17 protein-coding genes are annotated in these 22,392 nt (G+C 38.6%); 8 read left to right on the forward strand and 9 right to left on the reverse strand.

Annotated features, from left to right (window positions below; translation table 11 throughout):
* Nucleotides 1-96: 96 nt before the first annotated feature.
* Entirely contained in the window at nucleotides 97-609 is a 513-nt protein-coding gene (locus tag R3E32_25735) for an RNA polymerase sigma factor (GenBank protein MEZ4888156.1), read from the forward strand.
* 215 nt (nucleotides 610-824) lie between these two features.
* Here R3E32_25735 and R3E32_25740 read toward each other — a convergent pair whose 3' ends face one another.
* The 3 genes from R3E32_25740 to R3E32_25750 form a co-directional block, all read right to left on the reverse strand.
* The gene (locus tag R3E32_25740) at nucleotides 825-2,390 is read right to left on the reverse strand and encodes a sodium/solute symporter (GenBank protein ID MEZ4888157.1); all 1,566 of its coding nucleotides are present in this window, start codon (nucleotides 2,388-2,390) and stop codon (nucleotides 825-827) included.
* Nucleotides 2,387-3,694, reverse strand: coding sequence for a trehalase family glycosidase (locus R3E32_25745; GenBank protein ID MEZ4888158.1), 1,308 nt, complete (start codon nucleotides 3,692-3,694; stop codon nucleotides 2,387-2,389). Before R3E32_25745 ends, R3E32_25740 begins: the two co-directional genes overlap by 4 nt.
* A 208-nt stretch (nucleotides 3,695-3,902) precedes the next feature.
* Nucleotides 3,903-4,709, reverse strand: a complete 807-nt coding sequence (locus R3E32_25750; GenBank protein MEZ4888159.1) for a helix-turn-helix domain-containing protein — start codon at nucleotides 4,707-4,709, stop codon at nucleotides 3,903-3,905.
* Between the two features lie 559 nt (nucleotides 4,710-5,268).
* Between R3E32_25750 and dnaB the strand changes: the two genes are divergently transcribed.
* A complete protein-coding gene (dnaB, locus tag R3E32_25755; protein MEZ4888160.1) occupies nucleotides 5,269-6,819 on the forward strand; it encodes a replicative DNA helicase in 1,551 nt (516 codons plus the stop codon).
* Between the two features lie 44 nt (nucleotides 6,820-6,863).
* Here dnaB and R3E32_25760 read toward each other — a convergent pair whose 3' ends face one another.
* On the reverse strand, nucleotides 6,864-8,135 hold the full coding sequence (locus tag R3E32_25760; GenBank protein MEZ4888161.1) for a DUF6569 family protein: 1,272 nt from the start codon (nucleotides 8,133-8,135) through the stop codon (nucleotides 6,864-6,866).
* Between the two features lie 368 nt (nucleotides 8,136-8,503).
* Here R3E32_25760 and R3E32_25765 point away from each other — a divergent pair, with 368 nt between their 5' ends.
* Nucleotides 8,504-9,496, forward strand: coding sequence for a glycosyltransferase (locus tag R3E32_25765; protein ID MEZ4888162.1), 993 nt, complete (start codon nucleotides 8,504-8,506; stop codon nucleotides 9,494-9,496).
* On the opposite strand, the gene R3E32_25770 is transcribed toward R3E32_25765, so the two are convergent.
* The 3 genes from R3E32_25770 to R3E32_25780 form a co-directional block, all read right to left on the reverse strand.
* The gene (locus R3E32_25770) at nucleotides 9,493-10,590 is read right to left on the reverse strand and encodes an AI-2E family transporter (protein MEZ4888163.1); all 1,098 of its coding nucleotides are present in this window, start codon (nucleotides 10,588-10,590) and stop codon (nucleotides 9,493-9,495) included. The genes R3E32_25765 and R3E32_25770 overlap by 4 nt on opposite strands.
* A 91-nt stretch (nucleotides 10,591-10,681) precedes the next feature.
* Entirely contained in the window at nucleotides 10,682-11,401 is a 720-nt protein-coding gene (locus R3E32_25775; GenBank protein MEZ4888164.1) for a response regulator transcription factor, read from the reverse strand.
* 39 nt (nucleotides 11,402-11,440) lie between these two features.
* Entirely contained in the window at nucleotides 11,441-14,026 is a 2,586-nt protein-coding gene (locus R3E32_25780) for a PDZ domain-containing protein (GenBank protein MEZ4888165.1), read from the reverse strand.
* Nucleotides 14,027-14,253: 227 nt separating this feature from the next.
* Here R3E32_25780 and R3E32_25785 point away from each other — a divergent pair, with 227 nt between their 5' ends.
* The 3 genes from R3E32_25785 to R3E32_25795 all read left to right on the forward strand — a co-directional run bounded on the left by R3E32_25785 (nucleotide 14,254) and on the right by R3E32_25795 (nucleotide 17,820).
* Nucleotides 14,254-16,020 (forward strand): PDZ domain-containing protein, encoded by a 1,767-nt coding sequence (locus R3E32_25785; protein MEZ4888166.1) that lies wholly within the window; start codon nucleotides 14,254-14,256, stop codon nucleotides 16,018-16,020.
* A gap of 173 nt (nucleotides 16,021-16,193) precedes the next feature.
* Nucleotides 16,194-17,489, forward strand: coding sequence for a serine hydroxymethyltransferase (glyA, locus tag R3E32_25790; protein ID MEZ4888167.1), 1,296 nt, complete (start codon nucleotides 16,194-16,196; stop codon nucleotides 17,487-17,489).
* 139 nt (nucleotides 17,490-17,628) lie between these two features.
* Nucleotides 17,629-17,820 (forward strand): AAA family ATPase, encoded by a 192-nt coding sequence (locus R3E32_25795; protein ID MEZ4888168.1) that lies wholly within the window; start codon nucleotides 17,629-17,631, stop codon nucleotides 17,818-17,820.
* Nucleotides 17,821-17,930: 110 nt separating this feature from the next.
* Here the strand turns inward: R3E32_25795 and R3E32_25800 are convergent, their stop codons facing one another.
* Nucleotides 17,931-19,034 carry a transposase gene (locus R3E32_25800; GenBank protein ID MEZ4888169.1) on the reverse strand — a complete coding sequence of 368 codons (1,104 nt, stop codon included), beginning with the start codon at nucleotides 19,032-19,034 and terminating at the stop codon, nucleotides 17,931-17,933.
* A 186-nt stretch (nucleotides 19,035-19,220) separates the two neighbouring features.
* Here R3E32_25800 and R3E32_25805 point away from each other — a divergent pair, with 186 nt between their 5' ends.
* Together R3E32_25805 and R3E32_25810 are read left to right on the forward strand one after the other, a co-directional pair.
* Nucleotides 19,221-20,474 carry an AAA family ATPase gene (locus R3E32_25805; GenBank protein ID MEZ4888170.1) on the forward strand — a complete coding sequence of 418 codons (1,254 nt, stop codon included), beginning with the start codon at nucleotides 19,221-19,223 and terminating at the stop codon, nucleotides 20,472-20,474.
* A 1-nt stretch (nucleotide 20,475) separates the two neighbouring features.
* Entirely contained in the window at nucleotides 20,476-21,045 is a 570-nt protein-coding gene (locus tag R3E32_25810; GenBank protein MEZ4888171.1) for a hypothetical protein, read from the forward strand.
* A 169-nt stretch (nucleotides 21,046-21,214) separates the two neighbouring features.
* Here R3E32_25810 and R3E32_25815 read toward each other — a convergent pair whose 3' ends face one another.
* Nucleotides 21,215-22,186 carry a T9SS type A sorting domain-containing protein gene (locus R3E32_25815; protein MEZ4888172.1) on the reverse strand — a complete coding sequence of 324 codons (972 nt, stop codon included), beginning with the start codon at nucleotides 22,184-22,186 and terminating at the stop codon, nucleotides 21,215-21,217.
* Between the last annotated feature and the right edge of the window lie 206 nt (nucleotides 22,187-22,392).

The following is a 22,392-nucleotide window of genomic DNA, read 5'->3' on the forward strand; positions in this document are numbered from 1 at the left end:
TAATTTTGTAATGAAATTGACTAAAAATGCAATAAAAATTTGGCGGTTATCATTTTTTGTTGTATTTTTGAACCGTAACATTAAACAAAAGTTATTATGGCTTCTAATAGTTTTAATCAAGACGTGTTGGGAATGACTTCTAGTCTAAAACCATATGCTATTAACCTTACCAAGAATATGGACGAGGCTAAAGACCTATTACAAGAAACTATGTTTCGTGCTTTTTCGCATCAAGACAAGTTCAAAGAAGGGACTAATCTAAAGGCATGGTTGTTCACCATCATGCGCAATATCTTCATTAATAAATACCGAAAGAAATCGAAGCGTAATACAATTGTAGATACAACTGAAAATCTATATTACATCAATTCTTCACAAACATCTATTCGTAATCGGGCAGAGTCCAACTTTGTGATGAAGGATGTAGTGACAGCTATAGAACGGTTGAATGAAGACTACAAAGTTCCTTTTGTAATGCACTTTAAGGGGTTTAAGTACCAAGAGATTGCAGATGATTTACGCCTGCCTTTGGGTACTGTCAAGAGCCGTATTTTCTTTGCTCGTAAGGCATTGAAGCAAGAGTTGATGGTTTATGAAGATGAAAAATAGATAGATACAGAATCCAATTATTTTTATAGGAATGCCCGCTTTGCAGTGATTGTGAAGCGGGCATTTTTTTGAAGGTATAGATAGAATGATGCTTGGTCAAATTGGGTGAGTTCAATTTTGGCTTCGATGCCATATTTTAATTTGAACATTCAACAAGCCAAACAGCCCCGTTGTTACGTTATTAAAGTAAATCAGTATGTTTATGAAATCTTCGTTTAAATCCAATAAGGAATCGCCCAAGAAATCAATAAAATGAGGAAGAAAAATCCAACCAAAATGGAGGCGTTCACTGCGCTAAATTCCCATTGAAGGGGGATAAAATATCCATCCTCTGTGTCTTGTTTGACTGAAATCAAACTTACCATATAGGCAACTGCAAGGGTAACGACTGCTCCAGTGACGTTCCACCAAAACCAAAATACCTGTGGCACAAATAACCACAGAAAAACATTCACCGCTACTCCCGAGAGAATACCAATATTGATACCCAAAGCATTGATTTTTCTGATTCCAATGGCTGCAACAAAGGTGGCAATCATGGGGCCATAAAAGACAGAGCCAATTTTGTTGATGGCTTCAATGACCGTTTTGGCAATGTCGCCCGTAAAAAACGCCAAAACCAAACACACAATCCCCCAAAAAAGCACTGCATAACGTGAATAAGAAGCATATTCTTTTTCGTTCAATTTCTTTTTTCGATTGAAGAAATCTTCTACTGTTGCGGCGCTCAAAGAATTGATAGTGGAGCTTAAAGAAGACATTGCTGCTGATAGAATGGCGACCATCAAAATGCCAATGATGCCATGAGGAAGGTATTCTCGGATGAAAATTGGAATCATCAAATCGGGTTTATCGAGAGGAATCAAAGCCCTAAAGTCTGGATTAGTGGCAACCAATGTACCAATAATCAAACCCATAATACAGTAGGTCAGAGTGATAGGAAAACGCATCAAACCATTGCAGAGTAAGGTTTTTTGAACCGTTTTCATGTCTTGTGCCGAAAACAAACGTTGCACTTGACTTTGGTCGGTGCCATAGTAAGAAGCATAGAGGAAAAAACCACCCAGTAACATGGGCCAAAACCCAAAATCATCTCCTTCTCCCAATCCCATCGCTTCAAAATTAACCGCCTGTAATCTCATTGGATCCACTTGGGCTGCAAAAGAAGTCCAGCCGCCAAGCATATTTAGTCCAACTACAAAGCAAATGATGATCCCCAAAAACAAAATTCCCAACTGAATAGCATCGCCATAAACGACAGCTTTCATGCCACCTTGGTAGGAATAAATCAAGGTGACAATGCCGATAATGGCAATGGTCATCCACATCGGAATATTCATCACACTTGTCAAAATGAGTGCAATGGCATAAACCATAACACCGGTAGCAAAAGCACGACTTATTTGAAAAACAGCACTTAGCAGGGTTCGTGTGGAGGCATTGAAGCGTTTTTCTAAAAACTCATAAACGCTGACAATACCCGCTTTGTACATAGGAGGAATCAAGAAAACGCCTAAAAAAAGCATTGCCAGTGGTACACCAAATTCAAAAGCAAGCCATTTCATGCCACCACCTTCTTTGAGTCCTACGAAAGCAGGTGCTGAGATAAAACTGATAGCAGAAATTTGTGTGGCTGCCGTACTGAGGGATAAGGGAAACCAACCAAAACTTTTGCCGCCAAGGAAATATTCGTCACCCGATTTTGCGCCTTGAAACAAACGCCCCAAGAGGAGAAAACCTATGAGGTAGGATAAGATAACCAAATAGTCTAAATAATTCATTTTTCGTGTATTAGGTCAATGATAGAAGAGGCTGTCCAAGAAAAGGTATCGCCGCCGTATCCTTTGGTCAAAGTTTTAGCGAGACTTTTTTGTGGTTCGAAGTATTCGTAAAAGCCAAATTTTTCGACGAGTTCTAAGGTGTCGACTTTTATAAGGTTGGCAGTTTGGTCGTAGCCATATTTCTTCAATCCTTGGTATATCATCCAGTTCATGTGTGGCCAAATAGGACCACGCCAATAACGTTTGGAGTCAAATTTGGGACTGTCCACATCAAAACTTGGACATAAATAGAAATCTCGTTGGTGGAGATCGGTTAAATAACGGTTTAATAAATCGGCTTTTGATGAATCAGGAATGCCTGCAAAAAGTGGAATCAATCCTCCAATTTCTTTTTCTGCAATCTGTCTTTTGCCCCTCAAATCAAAAGAGTTGTATATTTTGAGTTCATCGTTCCAACATTTTTCATTGAAGCTTTTAACACTTTGTTGTTGCCATTCCTGCAATTCACCTACGTCTATCCCCAATTGCAGCCCAATATGGATGAGGCTTTGATTGGATTTTATCAAAATGGCATTCATCATGTCATCTTGCACCAAAAATGGACTTTCTTCTGCAATTTCTCGTCCATCGTATTGGTATTTTTTGCCCAAAAGCAGCAAATATACATAACGGTCGTATTGTTGAGAGGTTGGCCTTTCCGAAGGGTCGGCTATATTGGTATCTCTTCTTTCGTAGTGTGGCAAATCACCTTTTGAAATATGAATTCTGTCCAGCGATTCATCCCAAAGTGGTGAGTTGTCTCTGCCTGATTCCCACGGATGAAAAATAAACATCAATCTTTCTTTGAAAGGGTCTCGGTAGGTGTACAAGAAGCGGTGGTAGTTGACTATTTTTGGAAAAATGGCTTTGGCAAAAGCAGTCAATTTCTGATTGTTTGGATGTTGTTGCAGCAAATGCTCCAAGATGAAACCATGCACGGCAGGTTGGGTAATGCCTGATGATTTTGGAGTCAAGGGTGCACCAGCATTGACATTGGATTCCCAAAAATCGAAGTTGGGAAAGTAAGTTTTTTCTTTTTCGCTGTGGAAAATGATGTGCGGCAAAAGCCCATTTTCCCACTGCCCCGAAAAAAGAGAATTGAGTTCACGAATGACTTTATTTAAGTCCATGTATTGATGGCCCAAACAGATAAATCCTGAATCCCAATTCCACTGAAAAGGGTAAAGTTTACTAGTAGGGATAGTGAATCCATCTTTCCAATTTTGTTCTAAAATGCTACGGGCGGTGGTGAGCAGTCTTTTCAATGTTAAAAATGATTGATGGGAAATAATAAGGAACAAAAGAAAATGAATGATAGATAATTTTTTAAATTCACTTCAATATATTGAATTTTTCGGAAATAAAAAATGCCTCCTTTACCGCAAAGGAGGCATTTTTTGTGCTAATCTATTGATAATTAAAAAAATAAAGTGATACAGATTTTTGGTGTAATAATTTTACTATACTTTATCTTCAATCTTTTAAACTCTTCAATTCTTGCCGCATGGCAGCCATTTGAGCAAACATTTTGTCCCAAAGACTGTCCATTGCGATTGCTTCATTGATGATAAAACGTTTGGCAACCCAAACTTCTTTTATATCATTGGCATGAATGAGGTAAGGTTCGTATTCGGCATTGTCGGAATATAAGAAGAGTGTGCCATCTTTACCAATGTTGTTCACCACTCGTTTGTAAACTACTCCGTCATTTTTGGAAACAATGATGTAGGTCTTACCTGTTTTGATAGAGTGTTCCCAGTCTTGGACAAATTCCCCAATAACGACCGAACCTGAAGGAAGCGGCTGCATGGAATCTCCTTTTATCTCGAAAGCTCGATAAGTGGCATCCGATGGTAAAAAAGGAAGGTGGAATTTGGGTAAGGTAGAGATGTAATCAGGATCAGCATAACCATTTAGATAACCCGCTTTTGCTTCTTTGTGGGGAACCCACTCAATCATTTCTTTGCCTTTTTCGTCGGCAGTAATGGTGAGCGTTCGCAATTGTAAGCGGCGACCTGATACATCTGTTTGTATGCTGTCTTGAGAAGACACAGTAGGTTGTATTTGACTAAGATCGGCATATAACAAATTATCTACTGTGCAACCATAAAAAGTAGCAATTTTTTGCAGAATATCGGGCTTGGGTGTTGCTCTTCCTTCTTCATAAGATCCTAACCGAGAACGTTTAATGCCTATTTTTTCGGCAAATTTTTCTTGATTTAGGTCTGCTGATTTTCGGATAGTCCGAATGTTTTTTTTCAGATTTTGATGTGTTTCCATGGTGTCCTATACAAATAAGATTAATTATCCTGCAAGATACTAAAAAAATTAGTTGTTACAAAAGTTTTTCATAAATTTTAGGGTAATTCACTAATTATTTGGGTGAAAAACTACTATATTGGTGTCTTTTTTAGTTATACTCACATAGTTAGGATTATTTTTTGCTAAAAAAAGAATTTGGGTTTTACAACATTGACACATCATTTTTACACACAATTTATCCACTGCAAAATATAAGTTGTCCACAAAAGCTCCAAAATGTGGATAACTATGTGGATAAACGTGAACCTAAGTGGATAGTCAATTTGTTGAAGTATGAAAAGTAGTCCAAAACCTTTGTAGCTAAGGATTTGAGGAGTGTGGATATTTATTTGTAGAAAACTTCACTATTGATTGATTTTCAAGCTACTTTTGCTTAGCCACTTATGAGAAGCTCTAAGACAAATTATCTATTCAAATTCAATAAAAAATGGTCGTATCTATTTTATTGGTTGAATTTTTGTTCGTTTTTCCACAGCCCACCTCCATATTTTTTTACGGAAACCTAAATGATTGAAAAATGGCAGATGCCCTAAATACTACAAATTCTCTGAAACAAGTGATTGGTAAGATAGGCAGTCGCAAACGTGATGCGGACTTATCCAACTATGTTTTTGACAAACTTCCGCCACAAGCACGTGAATTGGAGGAGGTTGTATTGGGAGGTATGATGCTCGATAAAGATGCGGTGGCAGAAATCATTGATATTTTGAAGCCTGAAAGCTTTTATGTTGAAGCGCATCAACACATCTATCAAGCCATTCACGATTTGTTCGGCAAATCACAACCTGTTGATATTCTAACCGTCACAGAGCAACTTCGCAAAATTGGAAAACTGGATGAAGTGGGAGGTGCTTTTTATGTCACCAAACTCACCAATCGGGTAGGTTCTACTGCCAATATTGAGCACCATGCACGCATTATTTCGGAAAGATACATTCTCAGGGAGTTGATTCGCACTTCTACGATGGTGATTAAGGATGCGTATGAAGAAACGACGGATGTGTTTGATCTTTTGGATAGAGCAGAACAAAATCTGTTTACCATCACCGAACAAAACTTGCGCCGTAATTATGATACGATGAGCAATTTGGTGCAACAGGCCATCAAGCAGCTTGAATCTATCAAAGATCACCAAGATGGTATTGTTGGGATTCCAACGGGTTATGTGGGTTTGGATAGGCTGACTTCTGGTTGGCAACGCTCTGATTTGGTGGTTATTGCAGCTCGTCCTGGTATGGGTAAGACGGCTTTTACACTAAATGTGGCTCGAAATGCGGCGGTAGATTTCAACAAAGCGGTTGCTGTTTTTTCTTTGGAGATGTCGTCCTTACAGTTGGTGAATCGTTTGATTTCGTCGGAAACGGGTATTTCAAGTGAAAAATTGAAGAAAGGGGATTTACGGCCGCATGAATGGGTGGAATTGACTACAAAAGTGGATAAATTGGCGGAAGCTCCTATTTTTATTGACGATACGCCTGCTATCAACATTTTTGAACTGCGGGCTAAATGCCGTCGTTTGAAAATGCAGCATGATATTCAACTGATTATCATTGATTACCTTCAATTGATGAGTGGTGGAGGTAGTGACAAAAAAAGTGGCGGCAATCGAGAGCAAGAGATTTCGTTGATTTCTCGCTCATTGAAGAGTATTGCGAAGGAATTGGATGTGCCTGTGATTGCTTTGTCGCAGTTGAGTCGTGCGGTGGAAACGAGGGGTGGAGATAAGCGGCCTCAGTTGTCGGATTTGAGGGAATCTGGAGCAATTGAACAGGACTCTGATATTGTGATGTTTATATATAGACCTGAATATTACGGATTGGATCAAGATGAAGATGGCAATCCGACCAAAGGTGTGACAGAGTTGATTGTGGCGAAGCATAGAAATGGTGCTTTGGATACGGTGAAACTGCGCTTTATTTCTCAGTTTGCCAAATTTGAGGACTTTAATAGTCTGGATCAATCGCTTGAAGGTTTGACTCCTTTGGGCGAAATCATTACCCGTGAATCGAGGATGAATGGAACGGGACTAGAAACGGGGGGGAATAGTGATGAGCCTTTGCCGTTTTAGAGTAGGCTCATTTTTTCTGCAACATTTATAGGCCCCAAAAATATTTATTCAAAGCTCGAAAAATGAACTTTTTGTCGAGAATTCAATAGATCTGCCGCAACTTTTTTATCATCTAGAGTTTCTGCCATTACCTCTTGATTAATTGGGTTTGAAGTGTTGAGTATATCTTCTTTCGCCTCACAATCATCCGATATTTCCGATAATTTCAGTGTTTCCTCCAAATATTGATTCAATTTTATTTCATCCATATCCACCACAAAAGACATAGCATTGTTTTCCATTTTCTGACCATAAGTAATTGCATCCGTAGCATAAGAATGAATCAAACCTTCGTATTGTTGGACAAACAAATCATGTGTTGCAAAAATATCACAGCCCACAATATTGCCGCCTGTGGCAACGATAACACCCACCATTTTTTCATTTTGATTGTTTTGACCTTTGGTAGCACTCATTTTGCCCTCAAAACTTTCGGTGAAATAAGCCACATAATCCTCCAATTCGGTATTGAAGTTCATAGAAGCCTTTAAGTCGGTGTAAGCCTTTGTTTTACTGTCAATATTGTTGGTCACTTGTAGGTCTTCAATAGCATTCCAAACTGCCAATTGATCATTTTGCTCAGAAACTGCTTTGCGAACCCTCAAACTGCTCACTGCAAAATACTGATCAAAATCTTTGCTGCTTTTGCTGCGGTAATACCACCTATCTTTTTCGGCACAAAAAACAGGCAAATGTACTTTGTCGCTATTTGGAGGTACAATCATATCTTGAGCAATGACCCTATCTTGCCTGCCTCCCTTCAATACCTCACCTGCCATTAGGAATATAGTATCTTGTGAATGATTGGTAATAAATAACTTGGTAGCCACAGCATTGACATTCATACGGGCATCGGGGTGCAGCAGACGGTCATCAAAGATACTAAATACATCATCCGCACCTTCTTCCTCGCTTTCGACCCGATGAGATTTTTCAGGATTGATGGCACTCAAATTTTCTTCATACGAAGTGAGTTCTTGGGATACAATCATAGAATTGGAAAAAAGATCGTAAACCTGCTCTGTGCTAGAAACTTCAATTTCACTAATACTCACTTGCTTGTTTTCGATGGCTTTTTGCAAGCTAACATACGTTCCTAAATGCTGGTTGGCTTCCTGAAAGGAATTATTCGCATAGATAGGAAACAGTTGTAGGTGTTTGTAAGTAAAGGGCTTGCCTATATCTTGCGAAACAACATGTAAATCGTTGGCTTTGTATTGGGCAAACACAGTGCTACTTACAAAAGCCAATAACAGAATAAGGGTGGACTTAGTCATTGTGTTAACTTTTGTCGTTGATTTGAGAGATAGACGAATAGTGATTTGTTGTATTTTTTTACGAGAATATGACAAATAAGATTCGTTCTAATTATTTTTTTAGTAGATGTGTTTGCAGAAACTCGATGATTTTGAAGAAAAATAAAAAATGCTATTGGACAGTAAAAAACTGCTTAACAATGCTTTAAAAGTATAGTCTGCCGATAAGAAGAAAATTTGAGGAGTAAGAAAAATAAGTAAAGAATTACTCCTTTTTTGCAGCAAAAATCAAACCGATTGTATTGTCCTCAGTGTATTCTCGTTTTTTATAAACTTCAATCGAAATGCCTTACTTTTGGGTTTGTTTGATGAAGCTATAAATCCAATTCATGAAAAAATATTCGGTCATTGTTCCTGTTTTCAACCGTCCGCAAGAAGTGGAAGAGTTGCTTCAAAGCCTTGTGCTGCAAAGCTGCAAAGACTTTGAAGTGTTGATAGTAGAAGATGGATCACATCAGGACTGCAAAGAGGTATTGAAACGATATAAAAATGAGCTTCAAATTCAGTATTTCTACAAGGAAAATACAGGCCCAGGCGATAGCCGCAATTTCGGAATGGCGAGGGCAAAAGGTGAATGGTTGCTATTTTTTGATTCGGATTGTTTGATTCCTCCCGATTATTTTGAAGCCTTAGAATCCCATTTGACCGTTCATAACCTAGATGCTTATGGAGGTGCAGACGATTCACATCCTTCATTCAGCATTACCCAAAAAGCCATCAATTATTCGATGACCTCTTTCCTCACAACAGGCGGTATTAGAGGCAAAAAGAACAATTTAGACCGCTTTCAGCCCCGCAGCTTCAACATGGGAATCAAGCGAAAAGTCTATGAAAAAGTAGGCGGCTTTTCAGACATTCACCCTGGCGAAGACCCCGATTTGAGTTATCGAATCATGGACGCAGGCTTCAAAGTTGGATTTGTACCAACAGCATCGGTTTTTCACAAAAGGCGTATAGATTTTGGTAAGTTTTTGAAGCAAGTCTATAAATTTGGAGTCGTGAGAACCATCCTCATGAAATGGCATCCTGATAAATTCAAAATCGTTTACCTTTTTCCCACACTGTTTTTAATCGGAACGATTGGCTTGATTGCATTATCGGTGATTATTAGCAAGTTATTCTTGCTTCCTTTATTGTTTTTGAGTTTGCTCTTATTTTCAGAGGCATTGCTCAAAACCAAAAATCCAATCATTGCAGTTTTGGCCGTTCCTGCCAGTTTCATTCAGTTATTGGGGTATGGATATGGTTTTTTGAAAGGATTTGTGAAGATTCACCTATTGAAGGGAGAGGAGAGGAAGGTTTTAAAGGATTTCTTTTTTTAACTTTCCTCCGAGTGTTCCTCTTCATTTAGCGGTTCTTGTTCCAAAGCCGCCACTTCTCGTTGTTCTTTCCCAAAAATATCCCAGCAGGTAATGAACAAAGCGGCAATGCAAGGTCCAATCACAAAACCCGAAAGTCCGAGCCAAGTGATACCTCCCAAAGTAGAAACTAAAATCAGATAATCAGGCAGTTTGGTGTCACGCCCCACCAAAATCGGACGCAAAATATTGTCCACCAAACCAATCACCAACACTCCCACAAGGACTACAATTACCCCTTTTAGAATGCTGCCATTGATGAAGAAAACAATAGCGGCAGGTCCCCAAACTAAAGCACTGCCAACTGCGGGCAAAAGGGAGAGAACAGTCATTATCGTACCCCAGAAAACCGACCCTTCAATGCCCACTGCCCAGAACAAAACGCCTCCAATCGTACCTTGAACAAGAGCTACAATTAAACTGCCTTTCAAAGTCGCACGTGCCACATTCGCAAAACGGTGCAGTAGTTGATACTCTCGTTCATCACCCATCGGAAGTGTCTCCACAATCCGACGTATGATTTCTTTTCCATCTTTCAGAAAGAAAAACAAAAGGTAGAGCATCAAGAAGAAATTGACCACCATCGTCAATATATTCTGAGTAATCCCCAATGCGCTATTTGCCAGTGTTTTCGTTGCAGTAATAGCAGCCGTTTTGACGGACTCTTGTATCTGCTCAAAACTCATACCTACTTGCTGCAAAAGGTCTTGCGCCATTGGAATACGTTCTTTTACCCAATTGATGATGGTGTCCACCTGTAATTCTCCTGACTGCAGTTGCTCATAAAAATGCACACTTTCATTGACCAGTGCGACTCCAATAAAAAACAATGGCAATACAACCACCAATAAAATAATCAACAACATCAGTACAGTTGCCAAATTGTCTTTTCCATTCAGTTTTGCTCTAATCTTCTCATAAGGTTTTTGGAAAGTAAGTGCTAAAATAATTGCCCAAAATGTGGTTAATAAAAAGGTCTGTATCAAGCCGAAAAACAGCAAGGTTACACCCAATAAGAGCAATAGAAAAAACAGTTGGGGAATGAACTTTTTCTGCATGATTTTCTATGGTAGTTGAGTTTTTAGGTGTTTGTGTATTTGCGTACTCAAAATAAGAAAAATACTTTGTGATTTTAATTAATTGCTCTTTTTACCTCGGCATATCCACCAACTTATAGCCTTTTCCATGCACATTGATGATTTCAACATTGGAGTCTTCCTTGAGGTATTTGCGGAGTTTGGTGATGAACACATCCATGCTGCGAGCGGTGAAATAGTTGTCATCACCCCAAATCTTTTCGAGGGCTTCGCTGCGGGATAAAACATCATTTTTGGTTTCTGCCAACATCTTCAATAGCGCACTTTCTTTGGTGGTTAGTTTTTGAGAATCACCTTTGAAGGACAACAATTGCTGCACATGATTGAAGGAGTATTCCCCAATTTCAAATTCTTCCATGTTCAAAGTCTCAGGTTCTTTGTGTTGAGATCTTCGCAGTACAGCATTGATTCTCAACTGCAATTCTTCCATACTGAAAGGTTTGGTCATGTAGTCGTCACCGCCCAATTTGAAGCCTTCCACTTTGTCTTCTTTCATGGATTTGGCGGTCAGGAAAATGATGGGAATATCGGTATCAGTAGTACGTATTTTTTTTGCGAGTGTAAAGCCGTCCATTACAGGCATCATCACATCCAATATGGCCATGTCAAAATCTTTGTCTGACTTTTTGAATGCTTCATAACCTTCCAAGCCATTGTGACACAGGGTAGTTTTGAAGCCTTTTAAGGTCAAATATTCTTGTAAAATATCACCTAAATTTGGGTCGTCTTCTACGAGTAATAATCTGGTTGCTTTAGCATTTTGTGCTGCCATTGTCTTTAACGTTTATTTGTTTATGGATTATATTTAGGATTAGTCCTTAATCGGCAATGTGAATTCAATAGTGCTGCCTTTGTTGATTTTACTTCTTGCAGTCACTGTCCCGCCGTGTGCTTCGACCATACTTTTGACATAACTGAGTCCAAGGCCAAAACCTTTCACATTGTGGATATTGCCCGTAGGTACTCGGTAGAACTTATCAAAAATACGCTTGAGGGTTTCTTTGGTCATCCCAATTCCTTTGTCTGTCACTGCTACTGCCAACCCTTCTGAAGTCGTGTGGGTGTAAACATGAATGTCGGGCGCACCTTCTGAGTATTTATTGGCGTTGTCCAATAGATTGTAAACCACATTGGTGAGGTGTAACTGGTCGCCTTGAACAACGGATTGAAGTGCATCGAGTGAGCAGTTGATTGTACCCCCTTTTTTACTGACTTGTAAGCCTATTTTTTGGATTGCTTCCAAGATGATTTCGTGCATCTCGACAGCTACAAAGTTAAGTTTGACTGTATCTTTTTCGATACGAGCATATTGGAGTACCTTCTCTACATGTGATTCCAATCGGTCGTTTTCTTCATTTATCATATTGGCATATCGGTCAATGCTGTTAGAGGTTTTAGGCAAAGTTTTGTCTGTCAGCATTTCCGTCACGAGTTTGATGGTAGAAATCGGTGTTTTGAGTTCGTGCGTCATATTGTTTATAAAGTCCGTCTTCATTTCAGAAAGTTTCTTTTGCCTCAAAATTGTGTGGATTGTATAGGCAAAAGTGAAAATGATGATGAGATTGAAGAGTATTGATGAACCCAACATCATAGCAGAAGAACGCAGAATGTATTTGTCTTGTTCTGGGAAATGTAGCAGCAGTTCACCTGGTTGTGAGTAAACTGCATCGGTAAAAAGTTTTTTACGGTAAATATCAGGTTGTTGCGTGCAGCCAAATTGATCTGCACTTTTGGAATAGATTACTTCACCATTGCTGGCCAAACAGTATTCGTAAGGAATGTCAATTCCTGCATCTTCTAGAAAAGCAGCCAGCGTGTTTTCCAATAATTCAGGGCGGACACGTTCCTGCAATGGAATGTCCACCATCCATTTTTCTATGATGAGGCTATACACATCGTTGAGTTGTTTTTCGATGTGCGCCCACAACATATCCTCTCTGTTCATCAATTTGGCGAGGGTTTCCACCTCATTGGCTTCAGAGGCAACTTCTGTTTTTATGCTCCCTGCGATGATGATTTTTTGGTAATCACTGGTGATAATACTTTCCGTGTGGCTTTGTTCTTCTTTTCTACGTTTAAAACCAATACTGATTTCATCCCCTGGAACATAGTCCTTCAATGCTTCTCGTAGGTCAGCAATATTGCGTATGGGCTGACTATTGACCGAGGTGAGAATATCGTTTTTGAGCAAACCCGCTTTGTCAGCAGGGCCATCTTCCGTGATATCATTGATCATCACTCCTCCTTCAAGGTTGTCAAACTCCGACAAATGGACACCTAAAATGACCTTGTTTTTGCCGCCATCTTTATACATTTCGTCCAACTCAGATAGGCTTTTATCCAGTTTATTCAACTCCTGAATGTAAGTCTGAATCCGCACTGCCGCACTCGAAACCTTCCAATTCACATTGGCATCTTCTTCCTCTGTCGCCTTCAATTGGGCATAATTGACGTATTCTTTGCCTGATCGCCAAAAAGTAATCGCAACCTTATCGCCTTCATTGTGATGGCTAAGAGCTTCTTTGATGTCTTTGACTCTATAGATGCTTTCTTTTCCAATGCCTACCAATATGTCCTCTTTCTGCAATCCCGCATCATCCGCAGTAGTGTTGCTGATAACGTCTGTTACCAGCACCCCTTTTTGAGAAACATCACTTTCGTCCGTTTTGGCATCTTTGCAGTAAACACCCAGAAATAAGCGGTTGCTGTTGTGATTTGGGTCTTTTATCTTATCGCTTTCTAAGACAGAAGGGGTTGTTTTGACCATTCCATTTCGAGCAAAGGTAAAAAATACATCATCTTTTTCACTCAATTGATTCACACGTCGCTTCAAATCGAGGTGATTTGACAATGGTGTTCCATTGATCCCCAATAAAATATCTCCTTCTTCAATGCCTGCGGTTGCTGCAATGCCATTTGTTTCCACTTTTTCGACATACAAGCCCGTTCCATACTCCGATTTTTGAGCTTTGTCGAGGCTCAATTCCAAACCAATGATGGCGTGATAGACTTTTTGTTCAGGCGTGTAATGAGTGGGATCGTCAAATTGGCGAACTATTTTTGTGTTGATTTCAAGCCTATTTTTGACCGTAGAAGTGTTGCTGTTATGTGTTGAAGTGGCTGAGTGTTGTGGATTATTTTTTTCATCTTCTGGATGTTGTACCAATGCTTCAATATATTCCCGTTTGGGTTTGGGAAAGTTTTTGGTAATCATTGAAGCTGCCTCCAATTTTTCAATCTTTTGAGCCACCTTGTCCATCACATCGTTGATAGTGAGGTCAAACTGCGCTTGTTTGGTGGCTTTTGTTTCTTGAATCCACTGATATTGCAGAAAACTCAAGCCCAACATCGAAAAAGCCATCAATCCAATGATTAAGCGTATGTGGGAGTTTTTCATTCTGTTATTTTAGTCGCTTTTTAAATCGGATAGAAACTGTTAATTTTAATCGCAAAACTCGACCCGATTGTTTACAAAACTACATTGCGTGGCCGATTATAGTTCACTTTTAACAGTATTTAACTTTGATTAACTGCCTCTTAACGTTGTAGAAGCCAATTGGTTTATATATTTGTACCTGCAAGCGATTTTATATTTTTTCTTCACTTTTCAAATTTATTTTTAATATGAGAATGTTTCAAACTTTTCAATTATTAGCCGTCTGTACCCTGATGTTAGGAGTGACTTTTGCTACTTCGGCTCAAGAACAGGCAGATGAAAACCGCAAAGCGACCATCAAAATTGTGAAAGAGGTAGATGGTAAAACAACAACGATTGACCGCATGATTGAACTGCAAAAGGGTGAGAGCCTTGAAGATGCACTTCAACGTACAGGACTGGACAAAGAGATAGAAGGTATCCATGTAGAGGGAAAAGATATAGACATAGATGTTGATATCGAAATGAATGACAATGGTACAGAGGCTCGAAAAATGAAAAAAATGATTTTCATTGGAGAGGATGGTGAAACCCAAAACATGAAATTGGAGGAAGGTACACACCTCAACTTCAATACGGATGATGACAAGAATGTGGAGGTTATCGAAAAAGATGGCAAACACATCATCATTATCAAAGAGAAAGGGGGCGAGGAGAAAGTTATTGAAATCTTGGACAATGAGGTGAAAATAGATGGTAAAGAAGGCAATGTGATGATGTTTAAAAGTGATGATAGTTGCTGCAATAAAAAAATGGAGAAGACCACATACAATGGTAACAAGGCTTCTCTGGGCGTGATGTTGAGTCAAGAGGTGAAAAATGAAAATGGCGTAGAAACAAACAGCGGTATTGTGGTGAAAGAGGTGATGAAGGAAAGCGCAGCAGAAGCAGCAGGATTGCAGGTAGGGGATGTGATTCAATCTATTGACGGAAAACAGGTAGGTGAAACACAAGAATTGATAGATGCACTTAGTTCTTTTGAAGCAGGAGACAAAGTGAAAATTGGCTATGAACGCAATGGAAAAAAGGCTTCAGCGAATGTAACCTTGAAAGAAAATGCGAACACGGGAGCAATGAATTTCAAGAGTATGGATGAATCGTGTAAAGGAAAAAGTGGAGCTTCTTGCCATGCCCAAAGAATGGAAAAAATGCACCACAACAGCAACAAGGCTTCTTTGGGTGTGATTTTGAGTCAAGAGGTGAAAAATGAAAATGGCGTGGAAACCAATAGCGGCATTGTGGTGAAAGAAGTGGTAAAAGAGAGTGCAGCAGAAGCGGCAGGATTGCAGGTGGGGGATGTTCTCAAATCTGTAAATGAAAAAGAATTAGCTGATACACAAGAACTCATAGGTGAGCTTGGTCAATTTGAAGCAGGCGATAAGGTGACGATTGGTTATGAGCGCAATGGTCAAAGAGCTTCAACAGAGGCAACCTTAAAAGCAAATATGCCTCGATGGACAACGGATGACCACCATACAATCATCATTGAGAAAAAAATCAATGGAGAAGAAGTTGAAGTAGAGGAATACGACATGAGTGAAGAAAAAGGCGTACACAAAATGAGGGTTTTCAAAGATGAAAATGGAAATGTGACCAAAAAAGAAATTCACTTCAATGTGTGGATCAAAGATATGGAAACAGCAGACGTTGAAAAAATCGAAAACGCTTCTTTGAAAAAAGCAGCGGCTGAAAATTCACTAACCGTTGAAGCCCTTCAATTTTACCCCAATCCAAGTGACGGTCGTTTCGACTTGAGTTTTAACCTTGCCGAAAAGGGTAAAACTGCGGTGAAAGTTGTCGACATGGCTGGCAAAGTAGTCTTCCAAGACCAATTGGGTGATTTCTCTGGCTCTTACGAAAAACAAATTGATATTTCTGCCAATCCTAAAGGTGTCTATTTCCTTCAAGTTGAGCAAGGCGAGAAGGTGATGATGAAGAAAATTGTGGTGCAGTAAATTTTAAAACGTAAAACTCAAATTACAAATTCAAGTTCCAAAAAGCCTGATTGAAGTTACTTCAGTCGGGCTTTTTATATATTCATTTAGCACAAGTTTCCAAACTTCCTATACTTGACCTATCTTTGCCCTTTAGCCAAAAAACAAATAAAACTTTCAAATAATCCAACAATATGATTGCTTTAGACCATATCATCGAACACGATGTACAGCTTTTTGACCTATTTCAAGCAGAAGAAGCTCGCCAAATCAGAGGCGTAGAACTCATTGCTTCGGAGAATTTTATCAGTCCACAAACCCGCAAGGCGATGAGCAGTACTCTCACACACAAGTATGCGGAAGGCTTGCCTGGTAATCGCTATTATGGTGGATGTGAGGTGATTGACCAAGTAGAGCAAATCGCCATTGACCGAGCCAAAGCATTGTTTGGCGCTGCTTGGGCAAATGTGCAACCGCACTCAGGCGCACAAGCGAATGCTGCTGTATTTTTGGCAGTATTGCAGCCTGGAGATACTTTTATGGGCTTCAATTTGGCACATGGCGGGCATCTATCGCATGGTTCACCCGTCAATTATTCGGGTAAGGTGTACAAGCCTGTTTTCTATGGCGTAGAGCAAGAAACAGGTAGAATTGACATGGACAAAGTGGAGGCGATTGCGCTCGAAAACAAACCCAAATTGATTGTTTGTGGTGCTTCGGCGTATGCAAGAGATTGGGATTACGCCCGTTTTAGAGCGATTGCAGATAAGGTAGGTGCTTTGTTGATGGCAGATGTGGCGCATCCTGCTGGTTTGATTGTCAAAGGTTTGTTGAACCATCCTTTTCCTCATTGCCACATCGTGACGACTACAACGCACAAAACGCTTCGTGGCCCTCGTGGAGGAATGATTATGATTGGAGAAGACATTGACAATCCTTGGGGCATCACAACCAACAAAGGTATCGTCCGCAAATTGAGCAGCATTTTGGACAGTGGTGTTTTTCCTGGCATGCAGGGCGGCCCTATGGAACACATCATTGGCGCAAAGGCAATTGCGTATGGTGAGGCTTTGACCAATGAATTTGGAGCGTACTGCGAACAAATCATCAAAAACGCTCAGGCAATGGCCAATGCTCTGGTGGAACGTGGTTACGACATCATTTCGCAAGGAACGGACAATCACTTGATGTTGATTGACCTCCGCAACAAAAATATTTCGGGCAAAAAAGCTGACCGCATTTTGGGTGAAGCGGATATTACGGTCAATAAAAATCTCGTTCCGTTTGACACCCGTTCACCGTTTATTACTTCTGGTATTCGCCTCGGTACGCCTGCGATTACGACTCGTGGATTGAAGGAAGCTGATTGTTTGCAGGTGGTGGATTGGATTGATCAAGTGATTTGCAATCCTGATGATACGGCTGTTCATACCCGTGTGAAGGGAGAAGTGAATGAAATGATGGGGGAATTTCCATTGTTTACTTGGTGAGAGTTTTTTGTTGGTGTGTTAATGTCTTAGAGTGTTAATGTATGTGCTTTGGAATGCGCTATCTTTGGGGTAGCGCATTTTTAATTTGAGGTGTTTGTGCGGAATTGTTTAAATTTGTAGAAAACGAAAAGGAGTTGCTATGATTTTCAAGGTCAAAAATTTAGGCATTATTGAAGAAGCCGAAGTGGATTTGGGTAAGGATTTGATTCTGCTGACAGGGCATAATAATACAGGGAAAACTTATTTGGCTTATGCTATTTATGGACTATTTACTTCGCTAGGTGCGGCAAACTTGAATGGATTACAATGTTATGATGACAATAGTTCGTGATAATTTTATGTATAAAAATTATCTTTCGATTATCATTTTTTGAAAAATCGAGTAATTATTTGATTAATTAGAGTTCTAAACTTCGGGAATTTTCCCTAAAATGGTCAAAGTTATGCGACCATGGGGTAAATTTTGCCCAAATTTCTAACCTTCTTACGAGCCTTTTGAATTATTGGGCTGTTCGGGGCAATCCCACACTCCTTAATTATTATATCCATCATCAAATCATTGAACATCTGGGTTTTAATATCCCTCATTGAGAAAGGTTTTCTTTGTTCAATGGGCTTGTTGAGATGAAAGGCTGCTTTGGCTAAGGAAACAGTAGTCAAAGAAGTATTGAAATGAAAGTCAAGTTTATCTTCATCTCTGCTTTGACAATGCTCCAATCCTGTAAACTGCTTGGCATCTCTATAAAGCAACTCAATTTGAAATCTCATTTTGTATAGAAGGAAAATCGTTACACCTGATAACTGCAAATCTGTGGAACAGAAAAGTTTATAAGATTTCATTTCTCCTTGGTCATCTAATTTATACTGTACCACTACCTTTATGAAACGTTTAAGTGCTTTAGAGTACACGACTCCTTCATAGAGTTCATAGTTTTCTTGCTTGTCTTTGTCTTGTTGTGCCAAACACCGAGTAAAATAAGCCTCATTTAGATTTTTTGGGTCAAATTTACCTGCCCACTTCGTTTTCGGACCTCGTCTCTTAGGGTGTGGTCTCACATAAGGGTATATCAAATCTGCATCATCCCTTAAACGACTAATTATCTCTAAACCAGCATCATATACTGTACTTACAAAAGGTTCTCGTGAAAAAAAGGCATCCACCACTAAATACTTGGAAATCTGCAAAATCTCTGATATGTGACTCACAACCAAATACGCATAATATCCTAATAAGCTTCCATACTGTTCTTTATCAAAAAAAGTTTGGTCTGCCCGATAATGCAAAGCGGTGTTTTGGTCTATATCTATACCTGCAAAGCCTCCTATTTCTAAGCCCCAAATAGCACGGTTCGCACAACCTGACCAAAAATAGCCTCCACCAGGAGTATGTTTACCCGATTTACGAATGTAACTTGGGTCAAAAGCAACTGCACAATCCTCTGAAAAATACTCTTTTATCAATGCTGTATTAAACGAACTAAAATCAAAATCATAAGAATAGTTATTTCTATAAGTGCTTTCATTTTTTCCGCCATAACGTGCCATATTTAGAAAATTATGACGACCTCGAAGCTGACACTGTAGCTTGAAATTATGGCTAAAAAATCTCGTTTCCACTTGTTTAAATCAGGCATTTGCTCTAATGTTGTATCGATGAGTTTCTCGAAGCTCATAGGTAAAAGTCTTTTTTTTATGTTTGGTAATCATTTAATATAAGACTTTTACCTTTCTTTGAAAAATTACACGCATAGATTATACGTAGTTTTACCACGAACTATTGATGATGAAATAAAAAAAGGTATTATCAATAAGATAAAAGATACTAATAAGATTTTAGATTTTCATTTTGAAGAACTATTAACTATATACAAAGAATCTATCGAGTCTCATCTTTCACATAAAGTTAAATCGAATATTTCTGATATTTTTGCGTCAAAAGATAATATTTTAAATAAGGTTATTTTTGATGTAAGTGTAAGTTATAATAAAACCTATAAACAAAGATTCAAATCTGATACGGGTTCTGGTTATAGTCTTAATTCTGTAGAGTATGATTTTCGATTTAAAACACAAGGAGAACATTTTTATGTTGATTTTTCTAATGTAGTTATAGATGAAAAATCTATTAATGAACTCATAAGTAATTTTTTATGGATAAGTTTTAATGGGTTTATTTTCTTCCCTACTTATATTGCCCCCGCAGAACGTTCTGCAATCAATATTTTTAGTAAAGAACTTTCTCTTGTTAAAACTCGCTCTTTGAATGCTGTTTTGAAAGCAAATGGGAACAGCAATGAAATGTTGGATTTATTGAAAAGTAGGGTCAACCGCTACCCCAAACCCATCCGTGACAATCTCGAAATTGCAGAAGATTTAGCGAATTTGAGTAAACAAAAAAGTCAATTCGCTTACCTCGCCGAAGAATTAGAACGAGATTTATTGAAGGGAAAAATTGTGATTTCAGAACATGGACAAGCAGAATATTTGCCCGATAATGAAGAATTTTTGCATTTGGAATTGCATTTAACAGGTTCTATTGTGAAGTCTTTGGCGAATATTGTTTTTTACCTTCGGCATTTGGCACAGCCTTATGACACCATAATCATTGACGAACCTGAATTGAATTTACATCCAGATAATCAGCGACTCATTGCTCGATTTTTGGGGAGATTGGTCAATGAAGGTTTTAAGGTGATTGTGAGTACGCACAGTGATTACATTGTTCGAGAGTTGAACAATATGATTATGTTGAGTCAAGAACATGAAAACCGAGATGCGTTGTTGGAGAAATATGGCTACCAAAAAAATCAATTGGTGAAGCCTGAACAAGTTGAAGCTCTTTTGTTTACGAAAGACAGCCGAAAACCTACCAAAATTGAAGTAGATGAATCAGGACTGACGGTAAAAACGATAGATGAGGTAATCGAACAGATGAACATTTCGACAGAAGACATTTATTTTCAGCTATTTGAGAAAGTAGGATAATATGATTTCATTGATAGATAAACTAAGAGATGTCATTGATGAGAGGCATATCAGCGAAGATGACAAGGGAACTTACATTACCCTTCAAGAGACAAATGAGTCAAAATGTAAACCTTTTGTCATCAAAAAAGGGAATACAAAAACACTGACTTTGGAATTAGATTTGCCCAGTTTTGAAATTCATCCAATGCTTAAAAGTGGAGTCGCCAAATTGAAGAAATGCCCTGATTACTTGATTTTCTGTGAGAATCGCACTATTGATGATAAGATTTACGTCATTGCAGTAGAATTGAAGTCGGATAACAATGACGATTGGCACAGACAGGTAAAAGCAGGTTTGGCTATTGCAGAATATTTGGTAGGAATATTGAAAGGTTATCTCAAAAAGCATTTCGAAAATGTAGAATACCGTTGTTTGTTATTTCATACAGGTACTGAAACTTCCAGAATGAGGAAAAAGAAAAAGATTAAAAGCCAACGTTTTGAATACGAAGAACATCCGATTTTTAAATACAAATTTGCAGACAGACCCTGTAACATAGAACATGACTTAGAATTATATTTAAGATAAAAAATGCAATTGGAAACAGTGTGTCTGTTCCTATTATTGACATGCTTTGTAAGGCGATTATTAAAACAGGAGTTTTTGAAGATAAACCCAGTATTGAGATTCCTTCAAGCCAAGCAACAAATTTTTTGGAAAGTTAAATCCATTTATAACAAATCATTATTTAATCCCTTCAATGCACCACCACCCGTTCCGTTTTCACCACCCTACCTTTGTTAGAAAGCTGCACAAAATACACTCCCTTTCCCCAATGTGCCTCCACACCAATCAATTGCTTCCCTATTGACAAATTGTAGTGAGTAGCAACTATTCGCCCTGATGTATCGTATATTCGCAAAGACGTATCGTTCAACTTGTTTTCTACCCAAAAAGAGGAATCCACAATCAAATTCGGATAAATCGTCACTTGATTTTGATGGTTCATGTCTTCAATCGCTGTAATAATACCACAATCTGCATCGCTACCTATACAATAATCTATAAGTCCACTAATACCAAAGCCACTAGAAAATGGAAGAAAAAAGATTCCCCAGTCTTGTATTCCTATTCCTTCTACAAGATTAAGAGGCAAAAATATAGCGAGTTCATCTATGGGCAAGGCTCCTTCTGAAAATAACACCCTTCTTTCAGCATCAAAATAATTAATTACAGATACTGAATCTATTATTATAGGTTTGGGGTCAAAAGGGTATATAAATTGCTGGGCAGAACATCCAGTAAACTCTTCTCCTTTGGTTAAAGAAAAATCATATAAAACTACCTCAGTATGAGGCGTACAGTTGGTAAATTCAGAGTATTCATGTATAACATACACCTTGCGTTCAATTGGTTCATCTCTAATAAGAGCATATAATAAAGAACTAGTAACTTCGTAAGGTCGAGGAAAATGTGCCATTTCTTCTTTGCGAAAGTACTCAACAAAGACTTTTTTATAAGTTTTTCCTTGCCATATACTATCCCCTCTTATTGTAAAACTAAATGTTTGATCAGGACTCCAAAGTGTATTATCATGATCATGCTGTATAATCCAATGCGCCCCCTCTATTGCCATCGGCTGATATTTTTGAGCATATAGTATAGAAGAAAAAAACAATAAAAATAGAATAGATACAAAGTAGGTAGTAAAGAGTAGTTTTGGATGCATATTTTTAAGAAAATTTGAGGTATGAAATGAATTTCTTCTGCTAATATAACAAAATATAAACTAATTCCCTACCACCACCCGTTCCGTTTTCTCTCAAAAGAAAAATTTCAATTCTCTCCACCCTTCATTGAAGAAATTCCGCAAAAAATAAAGTTTCTTCAACAAAATCTTCTTCCTTTTGTCCTAAATTCTCTTTCCCTTTCGTC

Source organism: Chitinophagales bacterium, from assembly GCA_041392475.1.
Classification (GTDB): domain Bacteria; phylum Bacteroidota; class Bacteroidia; order Chitinophagales; family UBA2359; genus JAUHXA01.

Excerpts from the sequence above, each read along its gene's own strand:
- R3E32_25735 (MEZ4888156.1), top strand. The coding sequence starts at position 97 with ATGGCTTCTAATAGTTTTAATCAAGACGTGTTGGGAATGACTTCTAGT.
- R3E32_25740 (MEZ4888157.1), bottom strand. The coding sequence starts at position 2,390 with ATGAATTATTTAGACTATTTGGTTATCTTATCCTACCTCATAGGTTTT.
- R3E32_25750 (MEZ4888159.1), bottom strand. The coding sequence starts at position 4,709 with ATGGAAACACATCAAAATCTGAAAAAAAACATTCGGACTATCCGAAAA.
- dnaB (MEZ4888160.1), top strand. The coding sequence starts at position 5,269 with ATGGCAGATGCCCTAAATACTACAAATTCTCTGAAACAAGTGATTGGT.
- R3E32_25760 (MEZ4888161.1), bottom strand. The coding sequence starts at position 8,135 with ATGACTAAGTCCACCCTTATTCTGTTATTGGCTTTTGTAAGTAGCACT.
- R3E32_25765 (MEZ4888162.1), top strand. The coding sequence starts at position 8,504 with ATGAAAAAATATTCGGTCATTGTTCCTGTTTTCAACCGTCCGCAAGAA.
- R3E32_25770 (MEZ4888163.1), bottom strand. The coding sequence starts at position 10,590 with ATGCAGAAAAAGTTCATTCCCCAACTGTTTTTTCTATTGCTCTTATTG.
- R3E32_25775 (MEZ4888164.1), bottom strand. The coding sequence starts at position 11,401 with ATGGCAGCACAAAATGCTAAAGCAACCAGATTATTACTCGTAGAAGAC.
- R3E32_25780 (MEZ4888165.1), bottom strand. The coding sequence starts at position 14,026 with ATGAAAAACTCCCACATACGCTTAATCATTGGATTGATGGCTTTTTCG.
- R3E32_25785 (MEZ4888166.1), top strand. The coding sequence starts at position 14,254 with ATGAGAATGTTTCAAACTTTTCAATTATTAGCCGTCTGTACCCTGATG.
- glyA (MEZ4888167.1), top strand. The coding sequence starts at position 16,194 with ATGATTGCTTTAGACCATATCATCGAACACGATGTACAGCTTTTTGAC.
- R3E32_25795 (MEZ4888168.1), top strand. The coding sequence starts at position 17,629 with ATGATTTTCAAGGTCAAAAATTTAGGCATTATTGAAGAAGCCGAAGTG.
- R3E32_25800 (MEZ4888169.1), bottom strand. The coding sequence starts at position 19,034 with ATGGCACGTTATGGCGGAAAAAATGAAAGCACTTATAGAAATAACTAT.
- R3E32_25810 (MEZ4888171.1), top strand. The coding sequence starts at position 20,476 with ATGATTTCATTGATAGATAAACTAAGAGATGTCATTGATGAGAGGCAT.
- R3E32_25815 (MEZ4888172.1), bottom strand. The coding sequence starts at position 22,186 with ATGCATCCAAAACTACTCTTTACTACCTACTTTGTATCTATTCTATTT.